This window comes from Mycolicibacterium stellerae, assembly GCF_003719305.1.
In the GTDB taxonomy this organism is placed as follows: Bacteria; Actinomycetota; Actinomycetes; order Mycobacteriales; family Mycobacteriaceae; genus Mycobacterium; species Mycobacterium stellerae.
Window position 1 is genome coordinate 397,332 of the sequence record NZ_RARC01000001.1, and the last position, 25,138, is coordinate 422,469.

Below are 25,138 nucleotides of genomic sequence, written 5' to 3' on the forward strand. Positions count from 1 at the left end.
CTTAGCTGACCGTGATCGCGACTCGGCGGTTCTGCGCCTTGCCCGAAGGCGTGTCGTTGGGAGCGACCGGTTCTGCTGAACCGACTCCCTTCGAGGTCACCCGGTCGGCGACGACACCCTGCGAAACCAGATAGTCCGCAACGGCTTTGGCGCGGTCGTTGCTGAGCGGGATGTTGATCGCGTCATTGCCGCTGTTGTCGGTGTGCCCGACCACCGCGACCTTGGGGTCGGGGCAGGCCTTCAACCTGTCGGCGATCTGCGTCAGCTGTTGCCGTGATGCGGGCGTCAGGCTGAATCCGGCTGTCTGGAAGTTGATCGGCGTCTTCAGCAGCGCGGTGATGTCGGCCTGCAGCGTCGCGCACGGACCCCCGGCAGTCGCAGGTGCGGGGGCAGGCGCAGGTGCCGGTGCAGCCGGTGCGGCCGGTGCTGTCGACGCCGCAGACACCGTTATCTCGTTGACGACCTTTGTCTTTGGCCAGGCGGCCTTCACCGCGGCTTCCACTTCAGACTTCGACTTCTCAGACGGCGCAGTGCCTTCGAGCGTGACGGTGTCGCCGTTGAGATCGACGTGGAAATCCGGAATGTCGATCGCTGCCCCCAGGATCGAGCCAAGCGCCGCGAAGTCCGGTGCGTTGACACCGGCCTTGACGTTCAGATTGTCGGTCAGCTCGATGTTTGGTCCGAACGCGAGCTTGAGGCTGTCGAGCAACCCGTTCTTGGTGGCGATGTCCGGTAGCTCACCCCACAGGGTAAAGCCCCTGCCGCTGCGCAGGATCGACAGCGGCGCGAAGTTCAGATCGGGTGCATCGACGGTCGGTGCGTTGACGTCGGGGGCGTTGATGCTGAGCGTCGCCGACGGATTGATGCTCGGCAGGACGAGACTGGCCTCTGCGTCCGGCTTTTTCAGGCCGGCCCATCCGATCACCGCCAGCAGCAGCGGGATTGCCAGCAACGCCAGTAACCACGCCGCGCCGGGTGGGCGCCGATAAAACTTGGCGGCAGTGCGATTGCCCGTGACCGTACGAGAGACATCGGAACCCGTCATTGGACCTCCTGGTGTCGAATAGATGGTCCGCCACCCCGGCAAACGACCGATGAACCCCTGTTTGACCAGGAGAATTTGCCGTCGAGCAGTTAGCGGACGTCCAGCAGATCGATGACGAAAATCAAAGTCTTGCCAGACAATCGGTGACCCCCGCCGGCCGGTCCGTACGCCTGCTCGGGTGGAATGACGAGTCGGCGGCGTCCACCCACCCGCATTCCGGGGATACCGTCCTGCCAACCCTGGATCAGCCCGCGCAGTGGGAATTCGATGGATTCACCGCGATTCCAGGAGCTGTCGAACTCCTCGCCGGTGTCGTACTCGACACCGACGTAGTGCACAGTCACCGTCCCGCCCGGCACCGCCTCTGCGCCGTCGCCGACCACCACGTCGTCGATGGCCAACCCGCTTGGTGCGGGCCCATCTGGAAATTCAACCTCGGGTTTCGTCGCCACGGTGGGCTACGTTACGCGTCAATCGCGATAAGTCCGACCGTCTCAGCAGGCACACTGGACCCGTGGCACCTGACAACAATCCCCTGAACCATATCCGCGAGCTGGTTGACGAGGAGCGCGAACTTCGCGCCCGCCTGCAACGGCATGAGATCAGCCCGGACGAGGAGCATGCGCGTCTGCGCGCGCTTGAGGTCGAGCTGGACCAATGCTGGGACCTGCTGCGGCAGCGCCGGGCGCTGCGGGAGACCGGCGGCGACCCGCGTGAGGCCCATCTTCGCCCACCCGACGAGGTCGAAGGCTACCTCGGTTGATCACGGATCCGCAGACCGACGTCGTCATCGTCGGCGGGGGTCACAACGCTTTGGTCGCCGCCTCCTATCTCGCCCGTGCCGGGCGCCGGGTGCGCATACTGGAGCGGCTCGACCACGTCGGCGGTGCGGCGGTCTCGGCGCACGCGTTCGAGGGAATCGACGCCCGCCTCTCCCGCTACTCGTATCTGGTCAGCCTGTTGCCGAAGCGCATCATCGACGACCTCGGCGTGCGGGTACGGCTGGCGCGGCGCCGCTACTCGTCCTACACGCCCGATCCGGCGACCGGTGGCCGGACCGGTCTGTTGATCGGACCGGAACCGACGTTCGCGGCCGTCGGCGCACAAAGCGACGCCGGACCTTTCGCGGAGTTCTACCGCCGCGCCAGGATCGTCACCACCAGGTTGTGGCCGACGATGACCGCCCCGCTGTTGACCAGGGACGACGCGATCAAGCTCGTTCTCGCCGGCGGCGATCCCGAGGCCGAGGAGACGTGGCAGGCCTTGATCGACCGGCCGATCGGGCAGGCGATCCGCGATGCGGTGGACAGCGATCTGGTCCGCGGCGTGATGGCCACCGACGCATTGATCGGCACCTTCGCGCAGGTCGATGATCCATCGCTGGAGCAGAACATCTGTTTCCTGTACCACCTGCTTGGCAACGGCACCGGAGATTGGGACGTCCCGATCGGTGGCATGGGCGCGGTCAGCGGAGCGCTGGCCGCCGCCGCAGCCGGCTTCGGCGCCGAAATCACCACCAACGCAGAGGTTTACGCGATCGACCCGGACGGCGAGGTGTGTTACGAGCTCGACGGTCAACCACATCGCGTGCACACCGAACACATTCTGGCCGGTGTGACGCCGACGGTGCTTGCGGAGTTGGTCGGCGATCCGAGGCCGACTTCGGCGCCTGGGGCGCAGGTGAAGGTCAACCTTCTGCTGCGGCGGCTGCCCCGGCTGCGCGACGAAACCGTCACACCCGAGCAGGCTTTCGGCGGCACCTTCCACATCAACGAGAACTACAGCCAGCTCGACGCCGCCTACGCCCGGGCGGCGACCGGCTCCATTCCCGACCCACTGCCGTGCGAGATCTACTGCCACTCGCTGACCGACCCGTCCATCCTGTCCGATGAGCTGCAGGCCGCAGGCGCGCAGACGATCACCGTCTTCGGGCTGCACGCACCTCACAGCCTGGCGACAGGCGCGGATCCCGACAGGCTGCGCGAAGATCTGACCTCGGCCGTGCTCCATTCGCTCAATTCTGTTCTCGCCGAACCGATTCAGGATGTTCTGATGGAAGACGCGTCAGGCCGGCTGTGCATCGAGGCCAAGACCACCCAGGATCTGGAACAGATCCTGGGTATGACGGCGGGCCATATCTTCCACGGCGCACTGAACTGGCCGTTTGTCGAGCACGACGACCTGCTTGACACACCTGCGCGGCGATGGGGTGTTGCGACGGCACACGACCGGATTGTGTTGTGCGGGTCGGGGTCTCGCCGCGGCGGTGCGGTGTCCGGCCTCGGCGGCCACAACGCCGCCATGGCGGTACTGGAAGGCTAGTCCATCTCCGCGGCCCACGTCATGTGGCCTTCGTAGCCGAGCTCGTTCGCCATGGTGCGATAGCGGTCCCGGTAGTCGCGGTATGCGGATTCGTCGCCGCGGGCTCGCGCCACCAGGGCCCGACTTCGAAGCACGACGATGTCTCGGACCGCCCACGCCTGGTTCGGCACGGATTCCGCCAACCTCGTGATCGCTTCGTCAGCCTCGTCCAGGTCGCTCGGCGAGCCACGCGTCACAAGTGCCTCGACAAGGACCCTCGTGCCGAAGTCGAGGTTGATGAAGTTGGCGGAGCGCAAGAGGTTGTCGGCAACTGTGCGTGCCTCGCTGATGGCTTCGCCGACCTCGCCCATCTCCAGCATCCGGATGACCGGGTACACACGCAGACCGTCAACCGTGTTCAAGGCATATTGCTCTGTTGTGCTCGTCTCGCAGCACTCCGCGATCAGCTGGTGCCCGACATCGGAGTCCGAAGAGGCGTTCAGGACAAGAGCGATGCCCATGATCATTTTGATCATGACCAGTGCGACGTCTTCTGCGGACCGCTCTGCCATCTGTGTCGCGGCGGCGAGTTCGTCGAGATCCGACTGCGCGACGGTCAACACTCCGTGGGGGGCCGCCTGATAGCAGTACGTGAGCACGGCGACGTAGCTGACGGCGTCGGACGCGCGTGCGACAGCGATCGCGTCGCGCTTGTCGTCGCGCCAGCCCGGCAGGCCGATACTCCAACGAGCCACACTGCGAAGCGCCAAGGCCATCGCGACGGGCGAGCCGAGGATGATGCTTCGGCCTTCCGACTCGCCGTCGGCCAGATCGATGACCGCCTGCGACCATCGCAGGACGTCGTCCATTTCGCCTACCTGGGTTTGCGCGACGCACGACGCAAAGGACAGCGCCACTGTCAGCGCTGGATCTCCTATCGAGTCGATCAACGCCATGTTCTCCGACGCCAACCGCGATGCCTCGCGATGCCGTCCACGCATGACGTGTTCCATCACCATACCGGCCATCCCGATGGCCAGCGCAGCCTTGTCACCCGCTGCCGTGCACAGCTCTCGCAACTCTTCGTAATGAGTCGACTCCGGTTGAATTCGACGAAAAGCGTTGCTGCACAGTAGCGAACGCGGGGCGATACGCATGGACAGAACACCGGGATCATCGGCGGGCATCGCGTCGGCCACCTCGACGGCGCGTTCCCAACTCAGCTGGGCGGAGGCGTGGTCGCGGTTGATCGACCACGCCCCTGCCCGCATGTGCCAGTCGTAGGCCACCACCAGGTCGCCCGCGGCTTCGAAATGCTCGGCGACCAGCGCGGCGTTCTGGCCGGTCTGGTCGATCGCGGCCGCGACGCGGCGATGCAGTTGTGCGCGATCGGATTTCAGCTGTGACTCATATGCGACCGCGCGGACCAGCGGATGGCGGAATGCGTACTCGGGTTGCGGGTTGAAGGCGGTCTGGTCGACGAGCTCCGCGGCGACGAGGTCAACCAACGCAGGCTCGATCTCGAGAGACACCAGCATGTCGGGCGTGAAGCGAGACCCGATGACCGCGGCGGCGTTCAGGGTGCGCTTGGCGGCAGGTGCCAACCGGTCGATGCGGGCGGCGATGACCGCCTGCAGTGTTCGCGGCACGTGGACGTTGGCCGGTGCACCGACGCAGAGGTAGCAGCCGCGACCGCCCACCAGCACGTCGCGCTCGCTCAGATCCCGGACGATCTCCTCGGCGAAGAACGGATTGCCCGCCGCGCGTTCGGTGACCAGACCGACGAGCTCTGCGACCGACGAATCCCTGCCGAGTAGACCGGCACTGAGCTCCGACATCTGGGAATCGTCGAGCGGCTCCAACGCTATGGTCTGCGACCGCGGCCCACGCGCCAATGCGCCGGTGTATTCCGGCCGGTAAGTGATCACCACCAACGAACTGGTTTGCGGAACGATCGCCAAGAAGTCGGCAAGCAACGATTCACTGACACTGTCGATCCAGTGTGCGTCCTCGATGATGTACACAGCGGGCGAACGCCTATTCAGGGCAGACGCATTGACCATCGCGGCCAGCCGCCGCCGCCGGGCGTCGGGGTTGATCTGGGGGACGGCGACGTCGGGGTCTGCGACGCACAGCACATCGGCGAAAAGGGCGAGATCCTCTTCGTCGGCATCCGGAAATCTTTCGCGCACCTGCGCACGAGCGGCAGGAGCGTCCAGCCCGGCGGCACTGGTGATATCGAGCAGCAGTTCGGCCACGGCATGCAACGGCAGGTCCGTCGTATGTGACTCGCAGTAGGTCGCGAAGACCTCAGCGCCGGCGTCCTTGGCCTGTCTTGTCAGCTCACGGACGATGCGGCTCTTGCCGATGCCCGGCGGCCCGACCAGTCCGACGATGCTTCCATTCCCTTTCATCGACCGCTGGAGAACACCGGCCAGAGCCCCCATTTCCCATTGCCGACCGACGAACGTCGGCTCGACCCGATCGCGTCGACGGCCCGTCGCCATCCCCAACAGCCTCCGGGCCGGGACTGGATCCCGTGCACCCTTGATGTGCACGAGCTCCGGTTCGCCCAACTTCGCGCTCGTGTCGACCAGCCGCGCCGTCGAGTCGCTGACCATCACGCCGCCGGGCGGCGCCACGGATTCCATCCGCTGCGCCATGCCGACCTGCTCACCGATGGCGGTGTATGACATTGGCCCGGAGCCGATCTCGCCGGTGATCACCTCACCCGAGTTCAATCCGATCCGCAGCGCCAGGCTGATGTGATCGCGAGCCTCGACCTCCGCCGCGAGGTGCTGCGCGTCGGTCTGAATATCAAGTGCCGCGCGGCACGCGCGCACCGCATGATCCTCGAGCGCGATCGGCGCGCCGAAGACGGCCATGATGCCGTCGCCAGTGAACTTGTCCACCGTTCCGCCGAAGCGCTGCACGATCACCGACGAGCGGCGAAACACCTCGCCCATGATCTCGCGCAGCCGTTCCGGACCGACGGTCGCCGCGATGTCCATCGAGCGCACGACGTCGGCGAAGAGGACGGTGACCTGTTTGTACTCGGCGTGACTGTCCGGGGAAGCGACCGGCGAACCGCAGGCGTCACAGAACCGGGCGCCGTCCCGCAGGCCTGCGCCGCATACACCGCACGATATGGCCACCGCCAAACAGGATATGGCCAGAGGCTATTCGCCGGACAGCTTGGCCAGGATGGACTGCAGGTTGCCCAACTCGCCCTCATCGAGACCCAGCAGAATCGCGGGCGCCGGGTCGTCCGTCGCGTCGATCGTTGCCATCATCTCGCGGCCGGCATCGGTCAGCGAAACCACCTTGCACCGCCTGTTGGTCGGCTCGGGTGTTCGCACCACCAGTCCGCGGTCTTCGAGATCGTTGACCGCGACGGTGGCTGCCGGTGCATCCATGGTCGCCGCCGCCGCAACCTGCTTGACGGTCATCGGTCCCCTGGCGACCCGGCGCAGCACCCTGATCCGGCTGAACGGCAGACCGCTGCGCTCCACCACCGCACGCTTCCAGCTGTCCCGGTTGTCGATCACCAGCGAGCTCATTGCTCGCCAAACCTCGTCGGCCATCGGGTTACCCGACATGTGCGCCCTCCCTGTTGACCGCGGTACCGGCAATGAGCGGTGCGAGCCGTTCGGCGGATGCCAGCGACCTCGGCGAGGTCGAGACGATGCCGAGGGTGAAGACCACGAAGCCGAGCACGATGCTGACGATCCACAGCGGCCTGGCCGCGGTCGCGAAGTCCGCGGTGTGCGCCAACGCGGCCCCTGCCAGCGAACCGCACAGCGCCACACCGATACTCACGCCGATCTGTCTGCTGGTGGACGTCACGGCCGACGCCGCCCCCGCTCGGTCAAGCGGCATGCCGCTGACGGCGGAATTGGTGATGGGCGCGTTCACCATTGCGAAGCCGATGCCGAATACGGCGAACACGATCAACAGCTGCCACACCGGAGTCGTCGCCGACAAGAACGTGAGCATCACCGCCGCAGTGATGATCAGCACGCCGGCGATCATGAGTGACGGCCGCGCACCGAACCGGCCGACGAGGCGACCGGACAGCGGCGAAAAGATCAGCGCGCCAATCGCGATCGGAAGATATATCAGGCCCGTGTGCATGGCCGAGAAGTGCCGCTCACCCTGCAGGTACAGCGACATCATGAACAGGAAGGCGCCCCAGGCCGCGAAGGCGCTGATGGCCAGCACCGTCGCCGAGGCGAACGGCACGCTTCGGAAGAAGCGCAGGTCGATGAACGGGTCGTGGCGCCGGGCCTCATAGCGCAGGAAGGCGACGAATGCGACCGCCGCGATGACCGCGACCGCGATGGTGCGGGGGTTCGACCAGCCCAATTCGGGCCCCTCGATGAGGGTGAACACCAGCCCGAACAGGAACATCACCGCAAGTCCCTGCCCGATCGGATCGATGTTGCGCATGGTCGCCGACTTGGATTCGGGCACGAAGATCGCCGTCAGGATGATGGCCGCGGCGCAGATCGGCAGGTTGATCCAGAACACGGACCGCCAGCCGATCCATTCGATCAGCAGACCGCCGACGATCGGGCCGAGCGCCATGGAGATGCCGACCACACCACCCCAGATACCGAGCGCACGCGCCCGTTCAACGCGACCGACGAATATCTGCGAAATGAGCGACAGCGCAACGGGGTTCAGCATCGAACCGCCGACCGCCTGCATGAATCGCGCGACAATGAGCAGCTCGATGCTGGGAGCCAGGCTGCACAGCAGCGACCCCAGCGCGAAGACGGTCAGCCCGATCTGGAAGACGCGCCTGCGGCCGAAGCGGTCACCAGCCGCGCCGGACAGCATCAGCAGCGACGCCAGAACCAGCGTGTAGATGTCGATGACCCACTGCAGCTGGGATGGCGATGCGCCGAGGTCGGTGCGAATGGACGGAATGGCGACGTTGACGATCGTCGCGTCCATCGACACGATCAGCAGGCTCAGGCAGCAGGACATCAGGATGATGACCTTGCGCCGTGGGCTCATCGACCGCACGATAGTTTCATTCACACAACAATTGTGAAACTACAACTCTCATGATCGCAAGGCGATCGACAGTGAGATAAGTCGCAGTCAAGCCCCGCGGTGCGAACAGCTAGCGCCCGTCGAGGGCTTTGTAGTCGCGCTCGGTGTAGCCGGTGTAGATCTGGCGCGGACGGCCGATCTTGCCGCTGCCGTCCTCGTGCATTTCACGCCAGTGCGCAATCCAGCCGGGCAGCCGGCCCACCGAGAACAGCACGGTGAACATCCGGGTGGGGAAGCCCATCGCGCGGTAGATCACACCGGTGTAGAAGTCCACGTTCGGATACAGCTTGCGCTCGACGAAGAAGTCGTCGGTGAGCGCGACCTCTTCCAGCGACTTGGCAATGTCGAGCAGTTCGTCGTCGCCGCCGAGCTTGCCCAGGATCTTGTCGGCCTGCTCCTTGACGATGCGGGCCCGCGGGTCGTAGTTCTTGTAGACCCGGTGGCCGAAGCCCATCAACTTGACGTTGTCTTCGCGGTTCTTGACCCTCTTGACGAAGTCGTGCACGTCGCCGTCCGATTGACGGATCTTCTCGAGCATCTCCAGCACGGCCTGGTTGGCGCCGCCGTGCAGCGGGCCCCACAGCGCGTTGATGCCGCCCGAGATCGAGGTGAACAGGTTGGCCTGCGACGAGCCGACCAGCCGCACCGTCGACGTCGAGCAGTTCTGCTCGTGGTCTGCGTGCAGGATGAGCAGCAGGTCCAACGCCCGCACGACCTCCGGGTCGACCTCGTAGGGCTCGGCGGGGAACCCGAATGTCATCCGCAGGAAGTTCTCGACCAGCGTCAGCGAGTTGTCGGGGTACAGGAACGGCTGCCCGACCGACTTCTTGTACGCGTACGCCGCGATGGTCGGCAGCTTGGCCAGCAATCGGATGGTGGACAGCTCGACCTGCTCGTCGTCGAACGGGTCGAGCGAATCCTGGTAGTACGCCGACAGCGCGTTGACCGCACTGGACACCACCGGCATCGGGTGCGCGTTGCGCGGGAAGCCGTCGAAGAATCGCTTGAGATCCTCATGCAGCAGCGTGTGCCGCTGGATCTGATCGGTGAACTTGTCGAGCTTTTCCTTGGTCGGCAGTTCGCCGTAGATCAGCAGATAGCAGACCTCGATGAAGTTCGACTTCTCGGCGAGCTGCTCGATCGGATAGCCGCGGTAGCGCAGGATGCCCGCGTCGCCGTCGATGTAGGTGATGGCGCTCTTGGTGGACGCGGTATTGACGAAGCCTTCGTCGAAAGTGGTGTAGCCGGTTTTCGCCAGCAGCGACCCCAGAGCGATCCCGTCAGAGCCCTCAGTGGCGCCGACGATGTCCAGGTCAAGCTCGCCACCGGGATAATTGAGGGTGGCGTGCTCGTCTTTTTCTGCCACAGGAATCCCTTCGTCACTGAGAGAACCGACCTCTGCCCCCAAAACGGTAGTCCCATTGTGGCAATCTCGCCCGCGCGGGGTGCGGGAGGGTTCAGGCTTGCTTGGCGACGCTGTCGATGAGGCCCGCGAACTGGGCGAACGCATCAGACTTCGTCGTCGTCCGGCCGGCCGGGCCCGGGACGATTGACCCGGTATCGCACGAATGCGGGCGCGAGAACCGCCGCAACCATCACACCGACCACGACGAGTCCGCCGCCGCCCGCCGCCGCGATCGTGGTGCCGACGGCAGCCGCGGCAGCGCCGTGCACCGCATCGGCCAGTCGTGGTCCGCCCGCCACCACGACGGTGAAAACGCCCTGCAACCGTCCCCGAACGTCGTCGGACGCCGCCTGCTGAAGAATCGTGTTACGAAACGCCGACGACACCATGTCCGCGGCGCCGCCAACTGCTAAGAACACCAACGCAATCCACAACATCAGCCCCGCCGCGCCGCCTGCCAGGCCACTGGCCACGCCGAAGCCGATCATCGCCACGCCCCACACCAGGATGGCGGCGACGACGGCAAGGCCCTGGCGCTGGACGCGTGGCAGCCAGCCCGAGAACACCCCGCCTGCCACCGCCCCGACCGCGATGGCCGAGGCGAGCAGCGCCATCGTGGTGCCACCCTCGACAGGCCCGCCGAAGCTTTCGTGGGCCATCTGGGGGAACAGCGCGCGGGGCATGCCGAGGATCATCGCGATCAGGTCGACGACGAACGACATCAGCACGACGGTGTTACCTGCGAGATAACGGAACCCGTCGAGCACCGCACCGAATCCCCAGCCGGACGAGCCCACTTCGCCGTTGCTCGGCGGTATCGGCGCGAGGCGGACGGTGGCCAGGATCGGGGCCACGCAGGTGATCGCGTCGATCAGATACAGAGTGGACAGATCGACCCAGCGCAGCATGATTCCGGCAAGCAGCGGCCCGACGATGGCGCCGAATTGCATGACCGTCATGTTCAGCGAGTTGGCCGCGGGCAGTTGGTCGCTGGGCAGAATCCGCGGGATCGCGGCCGACCGGGTGGGCTGGTTGATCGCGAAGAACGCCTGCTGCACCGACAGCAGGCACAGCACCACCCACACGTTGTTGAGCGCCAGCGCGGCCTGCACCCACAGCAGCACCGACGCCACCGCCAGCCCGCAGGACGCGATGATCAGCAGCACGCGTCGGTCCATGTGATCGGCCAGCGCGCCGCCCCACAGACCGAAGACCACCAGCGGGACCAGGGCGAAGATGCCCGATAGGCCGACGTATGCGGAGTTCTGCGTGAGCGCGTAAAGCTGGACAGGCACCGCGAAGATCGTCAGGTTGGCGCCGATGACAGTGGGGATGCCCGCCAGCCACAGCCTGCGGAAGTCGCGCGTCCGCAGCGGCGTGGTGTCGGCGAAAAGCCCCGCCACTAGGGCTGAAGCCGCTCGATGCGGCTCCCAGACACCCGAATCCTGTTGTGCACGCGGTTTTCCCGGCCTTGCCAGAACTCGACGACGTCCGGCGCAATGAGGTAGCCACCCCAGTTCGGCGGCACCGGGACCTCGTCGAGGTCGGCGAAACGTTGCGTGACGTCCGACAATTGGTCGAGCAGCGCCGCACGCGAGGCGATCGGGCGGGACTGCTGCGACGCCCATGCGCCCAGCTGAGACCCGCGCGGCCGGTGCCCCCAGTAGTCGGCGGTCACCTCGGCGGCCACCTTGGTCACCGGGCCACGGATGTGCACCTGGCGGCCGAGCAGAAACCATGGGAACGTCGCTGACGCATACGGCGTCGATGCGAGTTCCTCCCCCTTGGCGGAGTCGTAGTTGGTGAAGAAGGTGATGCCCGTCTCGTCCACGCTCTTGCACAACACCGAGCGCGTCGCCGGCCTTCCCTCGCCGTCCACGGTGCCGACCACCATCGCGTTCGGCTCGGCGACGCCGGCACTCTCGGCGTCGGCTAACCACTTGCGCAGCAGGGCAACCCATCCGTCGGCGAGCCAGTCGGCATCGAGGTCGGGGCTGCCGTCCTTCTCCACCGATCCGTACTCCACCCGCATCGCCGCCAGTCGCTCATTCTCCGGGGTCGCCACCCGCGTAACGCTACGCCCCAGGTGTTCGGCGGCGTGTTACCAACCGGTAGCAGCAGGCCGTGCTGCGTTTGCGAGAATCAGCCCATGACTGGGGTACCCGAGGACTTCGTCGCAGGCCTTGAAGGCGTCGTGGCCTTCACCACCGAGATCGCCGAGCCGGACAAAGACGGCGGCGCGCTGCGCTACCGCGGCGTCGATATCGAGGATCTGGTCAACCGCCAGGTCACCTTTGGCGACGTGTGGGGGCTGCTGGTCGATGGCAGGTTCGGCAAGGGACTGCCGCCCGCCGAGCCGTTCCCACTGCCGATCCACAGCGGGGATGTCCGCGTCGACGTGCAGGCCGGCCTGCCGATGCTCGCCCCGATCTGGGGCTATGCCCCGCTTCTGGATATCGACGACGCCACCGCCCGCGACCAGCTCGCCCGCGCATCTGTGATGGCGCTCTCCTACGTCGCACAGTCCGCCCGCGGTATCTACCAGCCCGCCGTTCCACAGCGCAAGATCGACGAATGCTCAACTGTGACAGGGCGTTTCATGACGCGCTGGCAGGGTGAACCGGATCCAAGGCACATCGAGGCGATCGACGCCTACTGGGTTTCCGCCGCCGAACACGGCATGAACGCGTCCACGTTCACGGCCAGGGTGATCGCGTCGACGGGCGCCGACGTGGCGGCTGCGCTGTCCGGCGCCATCGGCGCGATGAGCGGCCCGCTGCACGGCGGCGCGCCCGCGCGGGTGATCCCGATGATCGAGGAGGCCGAGCGCACCGGCGACGCTCGTGCGGTCGTCCGCGGCGTGTTGGACCGCAAGGAGAAGCTGATGGGGTTCGGCCATCGGGTGTACCGCGCGGAGGACCCGCGGGCCCGGGTGCTGCGGGACACCGCCAAACGACTCGAGGCGCCGCGCTACGAGGTCGCCGCCGCGCTCGAGCAGGCTGCGCTGACCGAACTTCGCGACCGTCGGCCCGACCGCGCCATCGAAACCAACGTGGAGTTCTGGGCGGCGGTGATCCTGGACTTCGCCGACGTGCCCGTCAAGATGATGCCCGCGATGTTCACCTGTGGCCGGACGGCCGGTTGGAGTGCGCACATCCTCGAACAGAAGAGGCTAGGAAAGCTCGTCCGCCCGTCGGCGGTTTACGTCGGCCCGCCTCCGCGCAGCCCGGAATCCGTCGAGGGCTGGAACGAGATAAAGGGCTGACCACGGTGGCGACGGCGGTCACTGCGTTCGAGGCGGCGGCGAGAAGCTTCGCCGCCCTGGTGCACCGAATCCCGGACGACCGCTGGACAAGGCCCGGCCTCGGCGACTGGGATCTTCTGTCGCTCGTCGGGCACGCGTCGCGTTCGCTCATCACGGTGAGCGCCTATCTGCAGACGCCAGCCGAGCGCGAGGACATCGCGACCCCGCAGGACTACTACGCCTGGACCGCCGACTACATGTCGAAGGCAGGGGCGGAAGCCGTCAACGAGCGCGGCAGGCAGGCCGGCCGCGACCTCGGCACCGACCCGGCCGCGACGGTCGACCGACTCGTCGAGCGCGCACTGGGCGACCTCGAGACGGCCGGTGACCCGTTGATCGCGGTCATCGGCGGGCTGGGCCTGCGGCTGCACACCTACCTGCCGACCCGGACGTTCGAGCTCGCGGTGCACGGGCTGGATATCGCACGGGCGACCGGGCTTTCGCTCGACCTGCCCGCCGATGTGCTCGACGAGGCCACTGTGCTGGCGGCGCGGATCGCGGTGCTGACGGGTCGCGGCGACGAAGTGCTGCTGGCGTTGACGGGCCGAGCCGCGTTGCCGCCCGGTTTCTCCGTCGTTTGACCGATGAGTTCTTGTCGGACCGATGGTCAATAATTTCGACCACCCTCGATAGGAGACCACCATGGCAATCGAAGTTCAGCCCGCAGTGCTGCCCCATCTGGTCGTCGACGACGCTGCCGCCGCGATCGACTTCTACGTGAAGGCATTCGACGCCGTCGAGCATGGCCGGGTGCCCGGCCCGGACGGCAAGCTGATCCACGCCGCGCTCGGGATCAACGGCGCGACGGTGATGCTCAACGACGATTTCCCGGAGATGAGCGGCGGCAAGTCGATGACGCCGAAGGCGCTCGGCGGAACGCCGGTGACCATCCACCTCGTCGTCACCGATGTGGACAAGCAGTTCCAGCAGGCCGTCGACGCAGGCGCCACCGTCGTCATGCCGGTCGAGGACCAGTTCTGGGGCGACCGGTACGGCGTACTACAGGACCCGTTCGGCCATCAGTGGTCGATGGGCCAGCCGGTGCGCGAGGTCAGCATGGAGGAGATCGAAGAGGCGATCAAGCAACACTGAGCGCTGCTTCGAAACACGTCAGCGACGCAGTCCGGCCAGCACCCGCTGCCGAAGGGGCGGCACGGGTGCGGCGGCAGCCGCGGCCAGCATCTCGGCGACCGAGGTGAACTTGTCCCGCGGCCGGTCCGCCCCACCGCGTGCGATCTCGGCCTCATCGATGGCTTGCCAGCCTGCCGCGTCGACCACCTCGGGGCGGCGGCTGCGCACCAGCTTGTCCAGCGCGGCGGGTTTGCCCAAAGGGTCGATCAGGTGACCGGCGTTGTAGTCGTCGACCAGGTGCTGCACTGTCTGCAGTGCGCATGACTTGTTAGTACCGATGAAGCCGGTTGGTCCGCGCTTGATCCAGCCCGCGACGTAGCTGCCGCGCACCGGGCGGCCGCTCTGCGGGTCGACGACCCGGCCCCCGTCGTTCGGCACCACCGCTGTGGTTTCGTCGAACGGCAAATCGCGAATCGGCTTGCCGCGGTAGCCGATCGACGTCAACACCAATCCGGTGTCGAGCCAATGGGTTTCGTCGCTGTCGGTGACGATGAACTCGACACCGCCGACCCGGTCCGCACCGAGCACGCGTTGGGGTGTGAGGCGGTAGGCGAGCCGGATCCGGGGGCGCGCCGCGGGTACCGACGCGTCGCCGAGCTTGCTCAAGATCTCCAGCTTGTTGCGCGTCAGCCGATCGTCGACCGTGGCCAGGTCGGCTTGCACGAGCTCATGGTCGGCGGCGTCGAGCACCACGTCGCACGTCGACGTCAGCCCGATGAGTTCGGGCAGTGTGAAGGCGGACTGCGCAGGCCTGCGGCGGGCTGCGATCACCACTTCGGTGACCTTCGACTGCCGGAGCGCGGCCAGCGCGTGGTCGGAGATGTCCGTGCGCGCCAACGCATCCGGATCGGTCGTCAGGATCCGCGCGACGTCGAGTGCGACGTTGCCGTTGCCGATGATCACCACCCGCTCGTGGTCCAGGTCTACAGGAAGGTCGGTGTATTCGGGGTGGCCGTTGATCCAGGCGACGATCTCGGTGGCGGTGCCGGAGCCAGGCAGACCCATCCCGTCGATGTCCAGCCTGCGGTCGTTCGGTGCGCCGACCGCGTAGAGCACGGCATGGTGGTGGTCCAGCAGGTCGGCATGCGACAGGTCCGATCCCACCTCGACATTGAGGAAGAACCGGAAGCTGCGCCGCTTGGCGATCTTGTCGAACAGCTTCGTCACGCGCTTGGTGCTCTGGTGATCGGGCGCCACGCCCGCGCGCACCAGACCATACGGAGTTGGCAACCGTTCGAACACGTTCACCCGCACACCGCGCTGGGTGAGCAGTTCGTCGGCGGCGTACATCGCAGCAGGCCCGGAGCCGACGATCGCCACCGTCAACGGATTCGCCTCGCGCGCATGGACTTTCGGCGCATCGATCACCGGCGCCAGCTTCGACGTCGGCGGCAGCTTCTCGCCCTCGGGCCGGTCGGGGTAATACGCGGCGTTGAGCGCGACGAAGGGCAGCTGGTTCTCGTCGAGCCGGGTGTCGGGTGCGATCGCGCCGACCGGGCACGCGCTCACGCACGCGCCGCAGTCCACGCAGGCGACCGGATCGATGTAGAGCATCTCGGCCGTGGCGAAGCCCGGCTCATCCGGTGACGGATGAATGCAGTTCACCGGGCAGGCGTAGACACAGGACCCGTCGCTGCAACACGACTGGGTGACGACGTGAGGCATGGGTACCTAGGCCACCGACACCAGGTGTTGACGGGCCGGTTCACTGCGATAGCGGCTGGGCGTGCCGTCGATCCTGCAGATCCGCCACATCAACTTCGCGATCGGGTTGATCAGCCCGGTGTCGTGGCAGAGCATCCGGACGTCACCGAACATGTCGCGCAGCAACTGTCTGGACTGCGGCGATCGGAAGAAGATCTCCTTGCGGACCGAGCGTGGGATGTCGAATTCCTTCCAGAACGCCCTTGGCGGAACAATGATCGCCGAGCACAGGATCCGCATGATCAACGGGACGTAGAGCGACAACCAGAACCGCTTTCGCCGTGGCAGGTGGGGAACTCTCTTGCGCAGGTATTCGTGCGCGAACGAGATGTGCCGGGCTTCCTCGGCGACGTGGATGGCCATCACCCGTTCCATGATCGGGTGCAGCGTCTTACCTTCGCGCAGAACGTTTTTCTGCGTGTGGTCGATGGGTTCCTCGCCGGCCAGAATGCCGAACCAGAACAGGATCGGTAGCGGCCCCGCGACCAACGGGATGACGGGCTGGATCCACTTGAGCAGCCTCGGCATCCCCGGCACGTCGGCACCGATGCGGTTCACCATTTCCTGGAACATCATGGTGTGATTGCACTCTTCGACCGCCTCGTGCAGGCAGTACCGATACTCCGGTGAGCCGTTGGGGGTCCAGAATGCGTACTCCATCAGGCCGCGGATCAGGATCGACTCAAAGTGCAACCCGACCTTGGCGACGTTGGCCTGTCGCCACATGCCGATCTCGATCTGGCGCGCAACCGGTTGGGCCTGATACCAAGCGTGCTGGCCGACCGGATCGGTGGCGGGCAGGATCCACCGCTCGTCGTTGTCGACAACCGCGAACTCTGGAGACTCCCAGTCGATGTCGGTGTAGGGATTGAAGTTGCGCCGCACTGACCCCTCGGACAGTGTGGACAACATGTCGGTGTATTCGGTGTCGTCGACGACGTCCATGTTGCGACGCCACCGCCTGACCGTGCGGGTCCTAGCCATCAGAAGCCTCCCCTGAGGTTTACATGCACTGGCTTAATGTCCATCGACGGTACCGCAGGTATCGCATATTGAACAGGGGCCGTTGTCGGGGTGTGGCCCATCGCGTCGCCCGTCGGATCGCGTGACGGAGGTCACAGCAAGTGGTGGAGCTGAAGACAGAAGCTGAGGTAGACGCGATGGCTGCGGCGGGTGCCGTCGTCGCCGAGGCGCTAGCGGCGGTCGCCGAGCATGCCCGCCCAGGCCAGTCCACGACCGAACTCGACAAGGTCGCCGCCGACGTCCTGGCCCGCCACGGCGCCGACTCGCCATTCCTCAACTACCACCCGGCGTGGGCCCCGCGGCCTTTCCCCGCGGTGCTGTGCGTCAGCGTCAACGACGCCGTCGTGCACGGCATCCCCAACGGTCAGGTGCTCGCCGACGGCGACCTGGTCTCGATCGACTTCGGCGCGACCCTGCGCGGATGGTGCGGCGACAGCGCGCGAAGCTTCATCGTCGGCACGCCACGGCCGCAAGACGCCTCGCTGATCCAGGCGACCGACAACGCACTTGCGGCAGGCATCGCGGCGGTGCGGCCCGGAAATACGTTGGGCGACATCGGATATGCGATCGCCTCGGCGGCGCGAGGAGCGGGCTACGGCCTGCTGGCCAACCATGGCGGACACGGCATCGGCCGCGCGATGCACGAGGATCCGCACGTGCCGAACGAAGGGCGCGCGGGCATGGGCATGCGGCTGCGGCCGGGGTTGGTGATCGCCATCGAACCGATGTTGATCGCCGACGGCACCGACGACTACGTCCATGACCCCGACGGGTGGACCCTGCGGACGAGATCGGGCGCGCGCGCCGCGCACAGCGAGCACACCGTCGCGGTCACCCGCGACGGTTCCCGCGTGCTGACCGGCTAGTGCTTGCCGAAGACGGTCACCGCGGTCAGCTTGCCGTTGACAACGGGAGCGGCAACGCCCACATCCGTGAATTCACAGGTGAGGATGTTCGCCCGGTGTCCGGGGCTGTTCATCCACCAGGTCACGGCGGCGTCCGCGGTCGCACCGCCTCCGGTACCCCAGTAGACGTTCTCCGCCCAGCGTCCGACAGGGGCATAGCCGGCATCCGCAATACGCGAACCCGGATTGGAGCCGTCGGAACCGTCATGGCCAGTCACGCCACTGCTCTGCATGTCGTTGGCATGCCGACTGGCGGCTGCGTTCAGTTGCCCGTTGGATGCGAGTGGACCGCACCCGTTCGCGGCGCGCTGCGCGTTGATTCCGCCGAGCACGGCGCCGCTCTGGTCACTGCCGCCCGGGTTGTTGCCTCCGCCTCCGCCGCCACCGCCTGCGTTGGCGTTATTGGGCTTCAAGCCGCCCGTCGCGCCCACGCCCGCGTTGGCGTTTTGCTGCCAAGTTTCGGTGCGCCGCGCCGGCGTCACACAGATGGCGTCGCCGTCGTACCCTTCGCGCCACACCAAGCCATTGATGCAAGTGAGCGGCCCGTAGGGCCCGCCGCCTGCATAGCCGGCATCCTTGTTCGCGTTCTCCTGTTGGACGAGCGCAGCGATCGCCGGCGGGACGCAGACCATGTCGGTGTCGTTGGTCTTGCGCGGCACCTGACCGGCCACGTCGCCCTTTACGCAGCCGCCGTCGGCTTGGGCCGGAACCGTGAGGAGCAGGGATCCGAATACGGTCACCGCCAGCGCACAGATTGGCAAGATTGCCTGTGAAGTTGCCGTGTACTTCATATTTGCCCTCCTATGAGGCTGTCACGCGAGCAAGACGTCGCGCGGACAAGGTCACAGTAGGACCGCGGCAAGTTAACTGATATAGGGTGTTTCCCTACGTTTTTCAGACGAGCCACCCACAGGCAGGCGGTCGGCGCGCGCAGCTTCATCGTCCGCGCGCCACGGCCGCAAGGCGCGGGCGTCGGGCGCGAGACAGCTCCGCGCGCTGGGTTCACGCCCTGCCGAAGTCCCCCGCCGCGGTCATCTTGTCCCCGCTGCTCACCGCCGAGAACCCGGCCTCGGTGAACCGGCAGTCAGTGATGATCGCGCGGTGGCCCGGGCTGTTCATCCACGACGCAACCGCAGCGGTCGGGCTACCGCTTGCACCGGAACCCGAGAAGACGATCTCGCCGAGCGCGGCATACGGCGCGTAGCCCGCGTCCGTGACGCGCTGGGCAACCGATGAGCCATCCGAGCCGGTGTGGCCCACCGTTCCGGTCTCGAGCACGTCGTTGGCGTGCCGCGCGGCGGCCGCGGTCAGCTGCGGATTGGCCACAACGGGGCCACAGCCGTTCTCTGCCCGCGTTGCGTTGATCTGGCTCAGCACAGCGCCGCCCTGATCAACACCCGCCGGTTCATCTGCCTTGGCGGGCACCGCGGCGAACATCGAACCGAAGACCGACACCGCCGCACATACCGAAAGCGACACCGAAGTTCTTCCTCTACTGACCATGTCCCCCCAATCGGACTCGAACCGCAGCCCCCCGACCGGTATCTCAGTATTGACCGCCGGATGTCGCCGATGCAGCGTTTCCTCACTCTTTGGGCGTCCTCGTCCCGGCCCCTCCCCGCAGGAAGTGCACAAATGCGGTCACTACTCTTGACCGCATGGCCGAACTGACGATTCCCGCCGACCTCAAACCCAGCGATGGACGATTCGGCTGCGGGCCGTCGAAAGTGCGGCCGGAGCAACTGCAGGCGCTTGCCGCCGCCGGTGACCTGTTCGGCACTTCACATCGGCAGGCGCCGGTGAAGAACCTGGTCGGCCGCGTCCGCGACGGGGTGCGTCAGCTGTTCTCGGCGCCCGACGGCTACGAGGTCATCCTGGGCAACGGCGGCTCGACCGCGTTCTGGGACGCCGCGGCGTTCGGGCTCATCGACAAGCGTTCGCTGCACCTGACCTACGGGGAGTTCAGTGCGAAGTTCGCCTCCGCGGTCGCCAAGAACCCGTTCGTCGGCGACCCCGTGATCGTGAAGGCCGACGCGGGAAGCGCCCCCGAGCCGCAATCCGATCCGTCCGTGGACGTCATCGCGTGGGCGCACAACGAAACGTCGACCGGGGTCGCGGTGCCCGTGCAGCGCCCCGAGGGTTCCGGCGACGCGCTGGTCGTCATCGACGCCACCTCGGCGGCAGGCGGCCTGCCCGTCGACATCACCGACGTCGACGCGTATTACTTTGCGCCGCAAAAGAACATGGCCAGCGACGGCGGGCTGTGGGTCGCGGTCGTCTCCCCCGCAGCGCTATCGCGCATCGATTCGATCGCCGCGTCGGGGCGCTGGGTGCCCGACTTCCTTTCATTGCCCATCGCCGTCGAGAACAGCGTGAAGAACCAGACCTACAACACCCCCGCGATCGGCACGCTGATCCTGCTGGCCGAACAGCTCGACTGGATGCTCGACAACGGCGGGCTGGACTGGGCAGTAAAGCGCACCGCGGACTCGTCGCAGCGGCTGTACTCGTGGGCCGAGGCGTCGCCGTTCGCCACGCCGTTCGTCACCGCCCCCGAACATCGCTCGCAGGTGGTCGGCACCGTCGACTTCTCCGATGACGTCGACGCCGCAGCGGTGGCCAAGGTGCTGCGGGCTAACGGCATCGTCGACACCGAGCCGTACCGAAAGCTGGGCCGCAACCAGTTGCGGATCGCCATGTTCACCGCCGTCGAACCCGACGACGTGACCGCGCTGACGCAATGCGTCGACTGGGTGGTGGAACGGCTCTGACCTGGGTGGCTCGGGCGTGTCGGCCAGGTAACAAGCCGATAACACAGTAGGGTGGGCTGCTAATCGGGCACGGCGTCCCGGCGCCAAAGAGCCCGGAGGAGGTCGGCATGCGGGAACTCAAGGTCGTCGGACTCGACGTTGATGGCAAACGCATCATCTGCGAAACCGACGACGCAAGCGAGAAGTTCATCCTGCGCACCGACGACCGGTTGCGCGCTGCCGTGCGTGGCGATAGATCCGTTGCCAGCCAATCCCAATCCGATGCCGAGGTTCCAAACGTGCTGCGTCCCAAGGAGATTCAAGCCAGGATTCGCGCGGGCGCATCCGTCGAGCAGGTCGCGGAGTCGGCGGGCGTCGACGTGACCCGGGTGGAGCGGTTCGCCCACCCCGTTCTACTCGAACGGTCGCGTGCGGCCGAACTGGCTACTGCGGCGCACCCCGTCCTCGCCGACGGTCCCGCGGTACTCACGCTGCTGGAGACCGTCACGTCGGCGCTGATCGCGCGCGGCCTCGACCCCGACTCGGTCAACTGGGACGCCTGGCGCAACGAGGACGGACGCTGGACGGTGCAGCTGTCGTGGCGGGCCGGACATTCCGACAACACCGCACATTTCCGGTTCACCCCCGGCGCCCATGGCGGCACCGTCACCGCATTCGACGACGCCGCCTGCGAGTTGATCGATCCCGACTTCGCAAGGCCGCTGCGGCCGGTCGCGCCGGTCGCGCCGCTGGCGATCGAAGAACCCGAGCCGCCGGTGCAGGTCGAAGAGGCGCCAGAGCCGCCGAAGCCGGCCCGCACGCCGCGCGCCCGCAAGGGCAAGCCGCCGGTTCCGGCCTGGGAAGACGTGTTGCTCGGCGTGCGATCCAGCGGCCAGGGCTAGCCCAAGGTCAACGCGAGCAGCGCCAGCCAGGCGCCTGCGACGCCGACGCCGAGCCCGAGCACGAACCAGCGCAAGACCGGTGTTGTGCGCCATCCCCACACCGTCGGCGCCAGACCGCCGACGGCGACCAGGTTCAACCCGGCCGCCAGCAGCGGATGTACGCGGATCAATCCCATGCTCAGCACCACCACCGCGCCCGCGGTCACCACTGCGACGAATCCCGCCACCGTCAGCCCGGTTCCCCACGGCGTGGCGTCGTCAGTCACCGGCCCAATCTAACCCGCTCGTAGAACGCCAGCGCGGCGGCGGTCGCCACGTTCAGCGAATCGGTGCCACGTGACATCGGGATCCGAACCCGGATGTCGCTGGCCCGCATCGTCGTCTCGGTCAGACCGGGCCCCTCGGCGCCGACGAGAATCGCCACGCGGTCGTCGGCGACCGTCGCCATCGCCTCGGACAGCGTGGCGGCATCACGGTCGGGCGTCATCGCCAACAGCCGAAAGCCGTTGTCCCGCAATATGGCCAGATCTGCGGGCCATGCCGCCGCCCAGGCATACGGCACCAGCAACGCATGGCCCATCGACACCCGCACCGCGCGCCGGTACAGCGGGTCGGCGCAGCCGGTGCCGAACACCACCGCGTCGACGTCAAGGCCGGCGGCGTTACGGAAAATCGAACCGAGGTTCTCGTGGTCGTTGACGCCTTCGAGCACCGCGACGGTGCGCGCGCCGTCGCACACCTGCTCGACCGTCAGCTCGCCTGGCCTGGGTGCGGCGGCGAGCACCCCGCGGTTGAGGTGGAACCCGACGATGTCGGCCATCACTTCGGCGCTCGCCCGGTAGTAGGGCGCGTCGGTGGCATCGAGGTCGGCGGCCAGTTCTCGCAGCCGTCGGTCGGTGCCGAGCATGGCGCGCGGCCGAAACCGGGACGCCAGCATCCGCTGCACCACAAGCACGCCCTCGGCGATCACCAAACCCCTGCCGGACGGCAGATCGGGCCTGCGGTCGACGCTGTTGAGGTCGCGGAAATCGTCAAGCCGCGGGTCGGCGGGGTCGTCGACATCGATCACCGAACCCATTCCGGCTCGCTCGTGCCCAGCGCTCACGCGCTTTCGTCGACGAGCGCCGACATCAGGTCGGCGGCCACGAGCAGGGCCTTCCGTTGGTCCGCATCGAACTGCGAAAGCCGCGCCTTGAGCCATTCCTGGCTGGCTTTGCGCTCGGCTTCGATCAGTTCCGTACCGGACGGCGATACCGACACCAGAATCTGGCGGCCGTCAGCGGGATGCGCGCTGCGCGCCACGAACCCGAGCTCGGCGAGTGAGGCAATGACGCGGGTCATCGACGGCGGCCGGACTCTTTCCCGCGTAGCTAACGCCCCCGGCGTCATCGCGCCCTCTTTAGCCAGGGTCGATAGCGCCGATAACTGCGATAGCGAAACTGGGGAATCCGGACGGCGAAACCGCAATTGGCGTGCCAAACGCATGACCGCCAGCGATAAGTCACTCGCCAATCGGGACTCCGCATCCTTCACAAGGCAAAGAATAGCCAGAGGATGTTGCTGCGCGTAGCAAAACAGGGCGGGCTTTCGTTCTGAATACCCGGCGGGCTAGGTTGTCGTCAATGAGCGCAGAACCTCCCGAGCCCGGTCAGCCGGAACCGCCTGCCCTGCCCACGATCCTGCTCGAACCGTGGCCGGTCATCATCGTGGTCGCGGTGGGCTGGTTGGTAGCCGCGATCCTGGCATTCACGGTCGCGGGGCTACACGATTGGCGGCCCATAGCGGTGGCCGGACTCGGGGTCGGTGTCCTGGGCACGTCGATCTTCCTTTGGCAGCGTCACGCCGTGCGCCGCGGATCCCGCGGCGCGCAGAGCGGCCTGCGCTGAACTCCACCAGAGAGCCGTCGAAAGGAGAAAGCAGTGGTGCAGCCGCTATTGCAGACACAGATCGATATCAACGCTCCGGTCGACAAGGTGTGGGCCTTGATCTCCGATTTCAGCCGAATGCCGCAATGGAGCCCGCAGTGCCGGTTGATGAAGGCGTTCGGCCCGCTGCGGCCGGGCACCCGAACGATCAACGTCAACCGCCGCAACTTTCTGTACTGGCCGACGACGAGCACGGTCACCGAAGTCATTCCGGATAAGAAGCTGGCGTTCCGGGTGAACACCAACAACACCATTTGGAGCTATGAACTGGAGCCGACCGAAAACGGCACCCGGGTGGTGGAGAGCAGGCACGCCGAGAACGGCGTGAAGGCCGTCCCGAACCTCACGGTGCAGACATTGTTCGGCGGCGTACCGAATTTCGAACGCGAACTCATCGACGGCATGAACACCTCGCTGGCACGCATCAAGGCGGCGGCCGAAAGTTGACCGGCACGCCGGCCGAGCAGCAGCGTCTGCGCGACCTCAAGCTGTTGCGCAGCGTCCGCGACCGGATGGATCGCGAATACGCGCAGCCGCTCGACGTCGAGGCACTCGCCCGCGGCGTCAACATGTCGGCGGGCCACCTGTCCCGACGATTCAAGCTCGCATACGGCGAGTCGCCCTACTCCTATCTGATGACCCGGCGCATCGAGCGGGCGATGGCCCTGCTGCGTGGTGGCGATCTCAGCGTCACCGAGGTGTGCTTCGCGGTGGGCTGCTCATCGCTTGGCACCTTCAGCACACGGTTCACCGAGCTGGTGGGCATGTCGCCAAGCGCGTACCGCGAACAGACCGCGGGCGCCACGCCCGCGATGCCGTCGTGCGTGGAGAAGCAGGTGACTCGACCGATCAGGAATCGAGAAGCGCCTGCCGCGCGACTGCACCTAGCGTGAGCGGCATGGACATCACAATCAACGCGAGCTTCCTGCCCCACGAAGATCCCGAGCAGTCACTGGCGTTCTATCGCGACGCTCTCGGGTTCGAGGTCCGCAAGGACGTCGGACGCAACACGATGCGTTGGATCACCATCGGCCCTGCCGGCAGGCCGGATATGAACATCGTGTTGACGCCGCCTGCCGCTGATCCTGGCGTCACCGAGGACGAACGGCGGGTCATCGCCGAGATGATGGCCAAAGGCACCTACGCCAGCATCATGCTGGCCACCACCGATCTCGACGCCGTATTCGAGCGGGCACAGGCCAGCGGCGCCGACGTCATGCAGGAGCCCACCGACCAGCCGTGGGGCTCGCGCGACTGCGCCCTGCGTGATCCCGCGGGCAACACCGTCCGCATCCAGGAGGTGAGCTGAGGCAGTGAGTGAGGCCGCCGAGAAGATCGACGCCCGAATCGAGGAACTTGGTGACTGGCGGGGCGAAACGCTCGCGCGGATCCGAGAACTCATCAAGAAGGCCGAGCCCGATGTCGTCGAGGAGTGGAAGTGGCGGGGGGTTCCAGTCTGGTACCACGACGGAATGATCTGCACCGGTGAGGTTTACAAGAGCTACGTCAAGGTGACGTTCGCGAAGGGCGCGTCGCTGAGAGATCCGTCGGGCTTGTTCAACTCCAGTCTCGACGGCAACACTCGCCGGGCCATCGACATTCACGAGAACGACGGGCTCGACGAGAAGGCGTTCAAGGCGCTCGTTCGGGCCGCGGTCGAGTTCAACACGCGATAGGCCGCA

General features: G+C 66.5%; 28 protein-coding genes. 13 read left to right on the forward strand and 15 right to left on the reverse strand.

Annotation, left to right across the window (positions count from 1 at the left end):
• Position 1 precedes the first annotated feature (1 nt).
• Together arfA and D6M19_RS01935 are read right to left on the reverse strand one after the other, a co-directional pair.
• Positions 2-1,045: a channel-forming protein ArfA/OmpATb gene (arfA, locus tag D6M19_RS01930; RefSeq protein ID WP_123023449.1), complete on the reverse strand. Its 1,044-nt coding sequence runs from the start codon at positions 1,043-1,045 to the stop codon at positions 2-4.
• A gap of 89 nt (positions 1,046-1,134) precedes the next feature.
• On the reverse strand, positions 1,135-1,497 hold the full coding sequence (locus tag D6M19_RS01935) for an FKBP-type peptidyl-prolyl cis-trans isomerase (protein WP_123023450.1): 363 nt from the start codon (positions 1,495-1,497) through the stop codon (positions 1,135-1,137).
• A gap of 62 nt (positions 1,498-1,559) precedes the next feature.
• On the opposite strand from D6M19_RS01935, the gene D6M19_RS01940 reads away from it, so the two are divergent.
• Positions 1,560-1,808, forward strand: a complete 249-nt coding sequence (locus D6M19_RS01940; protein WP_123023451.1) for a DUF2630 family protein — start codon at positions 1,560-1,562, stop codon at positions 1,806-1,808.
• Entirely contained in the window at positions 1,808-3,367 is a 1,560-nt protein-coding gene (locus D6M19_RS01945) for a phytoene desaturase family protein (RefSeq protein WP_123023642.1), read from the forward strand. Before D6M19_RS01940 ends, D6M19_RS01945 begins: the two co-directional genes overlap by 1 nt.
• On the opposite strand, the gene D6M19_RS01950 is transcribed toward D6M19_RS01945, so the two are convergent.
• The 6 genes from D6M19_RS01950 to pdxH form a co-directional block, all read right to left on the reverse strand.
• Positions 3,364-6,501: an ATP-binding protein gene (locus tag D6M19_RS01950; protein ID WP_123023452.1), complete on the reverse strand. Its 3,138-nt coding sequence runs from the start codon at positions 6,499-6,501 to the stop codon at positions 3,364-3,366. The two genes, D6M19_RS01945 and D6M19_RS01950, sit on opposite strands and share 4 nt — an antisense overlap.
• Before the next feature lie 24 nt (positions 6,502-6,525).
• Complete coding sequence (locus D6M19_RS01955) at positions 6,526-6,945, reverse strand: MarR family winged helix-turn-helix transcriptional regulator (RefSeq protein WP_123023453.1); 420 nt, start codon at positions 6,943-6,945, stop codon at positions 6,526-6,528.
• Entirely contained in the window at positions 6,935-8,368 is a 1,434-nt protein-coding gene (locus D6M19_RS01960) for an MFS transporter (protein ID WP_123023454.1), read from the reverse strand. The genes D6M19_RS01955 and D6M19_RS01960 overlap by 11 nt, the downstream gene beginning before the upstream one ends.
• Before the next feature lie 109 nt (positions 8,369-8,477).
• Positions 8,478-9,773: a citrate synthase gene (locus D6M19_RS01965; RefSeq protein WP_164478290.1), complete on the reverse strand. Its 1,296-nt coding sequence runs from the start codon at positions 9,771-9,773 to the stop codon at positions 8,478-8,480.
• Positions 9,774-9,916: 143 nt separating this feature from the next.
• Positions 9,917-11,215, reverse strand: a complete 1,299-nt coding sequence (locus D6M19_RS01970) for an MFS transporter (protein ID WP_123023455.1) — start codon at positions 11,213-11,215, stop codon at positions 9,917-9,919.
• A complete protein-coding gene (pdxH, locus tag D6M19_RS01975) occupies positions 11,215-11,877 on the reverse strand; it encodes a pyridoxamine 5'-phosphate oxidase (protein WP_123023456.1) in 663 nt (220 codons plus the stop codon). The genes D6M19_RS01970 and pdxH overlap by 1 nt, the downstream gene beginning before the upstream one ends.
• Positions 11,878-11,961: 84 nt before the next feature.
• Here pdxH and D6M19_RS01980 point away from each other — a divergent pair, with 84 nt between their 5' ends.
• From D6M19_RS01980 to D6M19_RS01990, 3 genes are all read left to right on the forward strand, one after another.
• Positions 11,962-13,077 carry a citrate synthase 2 gene (locus tag D6M19_RS01980; protein ID WP_123023457.1) on the forward strand — a complete coding sequence of 372 codons (1,116 nt, stop codon included), beginning with the start codon at positions 11,962-11,964 and terminating at the stop codon, positions 13,075-13,077.
• Positions 13,074-13,697, forward strand: coding sequence for a maleylpyruvate isomerase N-terminal domain-containing protein (locus D6M19_RS01985; protein WP_407665286.1), 624 nt, complete (start codon positions 13,074-13,076; stop codon positions 13,695-13,697). The genes D6M19_RS01980 and D6M19_RS01985 overlap by 4 nt, the downstream gene beginning before the upstream one ends.
• Before the next feature lie 61 nt (positions 13,698-13,758).
• Positions 13,759-14,208: a VOC family protein gene (locus tag D6M19_RS01990; protein ID WP_123023459.1), complete on the forward strand. Its 450-nt coding sequence runs from the start codon at positions 13,759-13,761 to the stop codon at positions 14,206-14,208.
• An 18-nt stretch (positions 14,209-14,226) separates the two neighbouring features.
• Here the strand turns inward: D6M19_RS01990 and D6M19_RS01995 are convergent, their stop codons facing one another.
• Both D6M19_RS01995 and D6M19_RS02000 read right to left on the reverse strand, forming a co-directional pair.
• Positions 14,227-15,912 carry an FAD-dependent oxidoreductase gene (locus D6M19_RS01995; protein ID WP_123023460.1) on the reverse strand — a complete coding sequence of 562 codons (1,686 nt, stop codon included), beginning with the start codon at positions 15,910-15,912 and terminating at the stop codon, positions 14,227-14,229.
• Positions 15,913-15,918: 6 nt separating this feature from the next.
• Positions 15,919-16,935 carry an AurF N-oxygenase family protein gene (locus tag D6M19_RS02000; RefSeq protein WP_123023461.1) on the reverse strand — a complete coding sequence of 339 codons (1,017 nt, stop codon included), beginning with the start codon at positions 16,933-16,935 and terminating at the stop codon, positions 15,919-15,921.
• 140 nt (positions 16,936-17,075) lie between these two features.
• On the opposite strand from D6M19_RS02000, the gene map reads away from it, so the two are divergent.
• Entirely contained in the window at positions 17,076-17,840 is a 765-nt protein-coding gene (gene map, locus D6M19_RS02005; RefSeq protein WP_123023462.1) for a type I methionyl aminopeptidase, read from the forward strand.
• Here the strand turns inward: map and D6M19_RS02010 are convergent.
• Positions 17,837-18,619 (reverse strand): CAP domain-containing protein, encoded by a 783-nt coding sequence (locus tag D6M19_RS02010; RefSeq protein ID WP_206428417.1) that lies wholly within the window; start codon positions 18,617-18,619, stop codon positions 17,837-17,839. The two genes, map and D6M19_RS02010, sit on opposite strands and share 4 nt — an antisense overlap.
• A gap of 262 nt (positions 18,620-18,881) precedes the next feature.
• Complete coding sequence (locus D6M19_RS02015; RefSeq protein WP_234834651.1) at positions 18,882-19,358, reverse strand: CAP domain-containing protein; 477 nt, start codon at positions 19,356-19,358, stop codon at positions 18,882-18,884.
• Positions 19,359-19,537: 179 nt separating this feature from the next.
• Here D6M19_RS02015 and serC point away from each other — a divergent pair, with 179 nt between their 5' ends.
• Both serC and sepH read left to right on the forward strand, forming a co-directional pair.
• The gene (serC, locus tag D6M19_RS02020; protein ID WP_123023465.1) at positions 19,538-20,650 is read left to right on the forward strand and encodes a phosphoserine transaminase; all 1,113 of its coding nucleotides are present in this window, start codon (positions 19,538-19,540) and stop codon (positions 20,648-20,650) included.
• Between the two features lie 107 nt (positions 20,651-20,757).
• Positions 20,758-21,531: a septation protein SepH gene (gene sepH / locus D6M19_RS02025; RefSeq protein ID WP_123023466.1), complete on the forward strand. Its 774-nt coding sequence runs from the start codon at positions 20,758-20,760 to the stop codon at positions 21,529-21,531.
• On the opposite strand, the gene D6M19_RS02030 is transcribed toward sepH, so the two are convergent.
• The 3 genes from D6M19_RS02030 to D6M19_RS02040 are packed head-to-tail and all read right to left on the reverse strand — an operon-like array spanning position 21,528 to position 23,016.
• Positions 21,528-21,806: a DUF2537 domain-containing protein gene (locus D6M19_RS02030; RefSeq protein ID WP_234834668.1), complete on the reverse strand. Its 279-nt coding sequence runs from the start codon at positions 21,804-21,806 to the stop codon at positions 21,528-21,530. The two genes, sepH and D6M19_RS02030, sit on opposite strands and share 4 nt — an antisense overlap.
• Positions 21,794-22,609 (reverse strand): TrmH family RNA methyltransferase, encoded by an 816-nt coding sequence (locus D6M19_RS02035; RefSeq protein WP_123023468.1) that lies wholly within the window; start codon positions 22,607-22,609, stop codon positions 21,794-21,796. Before D6M19_RS02035 ends, D6M19_RS02030 begins: the two co-directional genes overlap by 13 nt.
• 23 nt (positions 22,610-22,632) lie before the next feature.
• Positions 22,633-23,016, reverse strand: coding sequence for an Rv0880 family HTH-type transcriptional regulator (locus D6M19_RS02040; RefSeq protein WP_407665287.1), 384 nt, complete (start codon positions 23,014-23,016; stop codon positions 22,633-22,635).
• 137 nt (positions 23,017-23,153) lie between these two features.
• Here D6M19_RS02040 and D6M19_RS02045 point away from each other — a divergent pair, with 137 nt between their 5' ends.
• The 5 genes from D6M19_RS02045 to D6M19_RS02065 are packed head-to-tail and all read left to right on the forward strand — an operon-like array spanning position 23,154 to position 25,132.
• Positions 23,154-23,417: a DUF2530 domain-containing protein gene (locus D6M19_RS02045; protein ID WP_123023470.1), complete on the forward strand. Its 264-nt coding sequence runs from the start codon at positions 23,154-23,156 to the stop codon at positions 23,415-23,417.
• Positions 23,418-23,450: 33 nt separating this feature from the next.
• The gene (locus D6M19_RS02050; protein ID WP_123023471.1) at positions 23,451-23,903 is read left to right on the forward strand and encodes an SRPBCC family protein; all 453 of its coding nucleotides are present in this window, start codon (positions 23,451-23,453) and stop codon (positions 23,901-23,903) included.
• Complete coding sequence (locus tag D6M19_RS02055; protein WP_164478291.1) at positions 23,900-24,349, forward strand: helix-turn-helix transcriptional regulator; 450 nt, start codon at positions 23,900-23,902, stop codon at positions 24,347-24,349. Before D6M19_RS02050 ends, D6M19_RS02055 begins: the two co-directional genes overlap by 4 nt.
• 5 nt (positions 24,350-24,354) lie before the next feature.
• The gene (locus tag D6M19_RS02060; protein WP_123023645.1) at positions 24,355-24,765 is read left to right on the forward strand and encodes a VOC family protein; all 411 of its coding nucleotides are present in this window, start codon (positions 24,355-24,357) and stop codon (positions 24,763-24,765) included.
• A gap of 4 nt (positions 24,766-24,769) precedes the next feature.
• Positions 24,770-25,132, forward strand: a complete 363-nt coding sequence (locus tag D6M19_RS02065; RefSeq protein ID WP_123023472.1) for a DUF1801 domain-containing protein — start codon at positions 24,770-24,772, stop codon at positions 25,130-25,132.
• Positions 25,133-25,138 lie beyond the last annotated feature (6 nt).

What these genes read in the sequence shown, in the direction of transcription:
- serC (WP_123023465.1), top strand. Translation starts at nt 19,538, where the DNA reads ATGGCCGAACTGACGATTCCCGCCGACCTCAAACCCAGCGATGGACGA.
- D6M19_RS02040 (WP_407665287.1), bottom strand. Translation starts at nt 23,016, where the DNA reads ATGCGTTTGGCACGCCAATTGCGGTTTCGCCGTCCGGATTCCCCAGTT.
- D6M19_RS02000 (WP_123023461.1), bottom strand. Translation starts at nt 16,935, where the DNA reads ATGGCTAGGACCCGCACGGTCAGGCGGTGGCGTCGCAACATGGACGTC.
- sepH (WP_123023466.1), top strand. Translation starts at nt 20,758, where the DNA reads ATGCGGGAACTCAAGGTCGTCGGACTCGACGTTGATGGCAAACGCATC.
- D6M19_RS02045 (WP_123023470.1), top strand. Translation starts at nt 23,154, where the DNA reads ATGAGCGCAGAACCTCCCGAGCCCGGTCAGCCGGAACCGCCTGCCCTG.
- D6M19_RS02035 (WP_123023468.1), bottom strand. Translation starts at nt 22,609, where the DNA reads ATGGGTTCGGTGATCGATGTCGACGACCCCGCCGACCCGCGGCTTGAC.
- D6M19_RS01960 (WP_123023454.1), bottom strand. Translation starts at nt 8,368, where the DNA reads ATGAGCCCACGGCGCAAGGTCATCATCCTGATGTCCTGCTGCCTGAGC.
- D6M19_RS02060 (WP_123023645.1), top strand. Translation starts at nt 24,355, where the DNA reads ATGGACATCACAATCAACGCGAGCTTCCTGCCCCACGAAGATCCCGAG.
- D6M19_RS01995 (WP_123023460.1), bottom strand. Translation starts at nt 15,912, where the DNA reads ATGCCTCACGTCGTCACCCAGTCGTGTTGCAGCGACGGGTCCTGTGTC.
- D6M19_RS01990 (WP_123023459.1), top strand. Translation starts at nt 13,759, where the DNA reads ATGGCAATCGAAGTTCAGCCCGCAGTGCTGCCCCATCTGGTCGTCGAC.
- D6M19_RS01980 (WP_123023457.1), top strand. Translation starts at nt 11,962, where the DNA reads ATGACTGGGGTACCCGAGGACTTCGTCGCAGGCCTTGAAGGCGTCGTG.
- arfA (WP_123023449.1), bottom strand. Translation starts at nt 1,045, where the DNA reads ATGACGGGTTCCGATGTCTCTCGTACGGTCACGGGCAATCGCACTGCC.
- D6M19_RS01955 (WP_123023453.1), bottom strand. Translation starts at nt 6,945, where the DNA reads ATGTCGGGTAACCCGATGGCCGACGAGGTTTGGCGAGCAATGAGCTCG.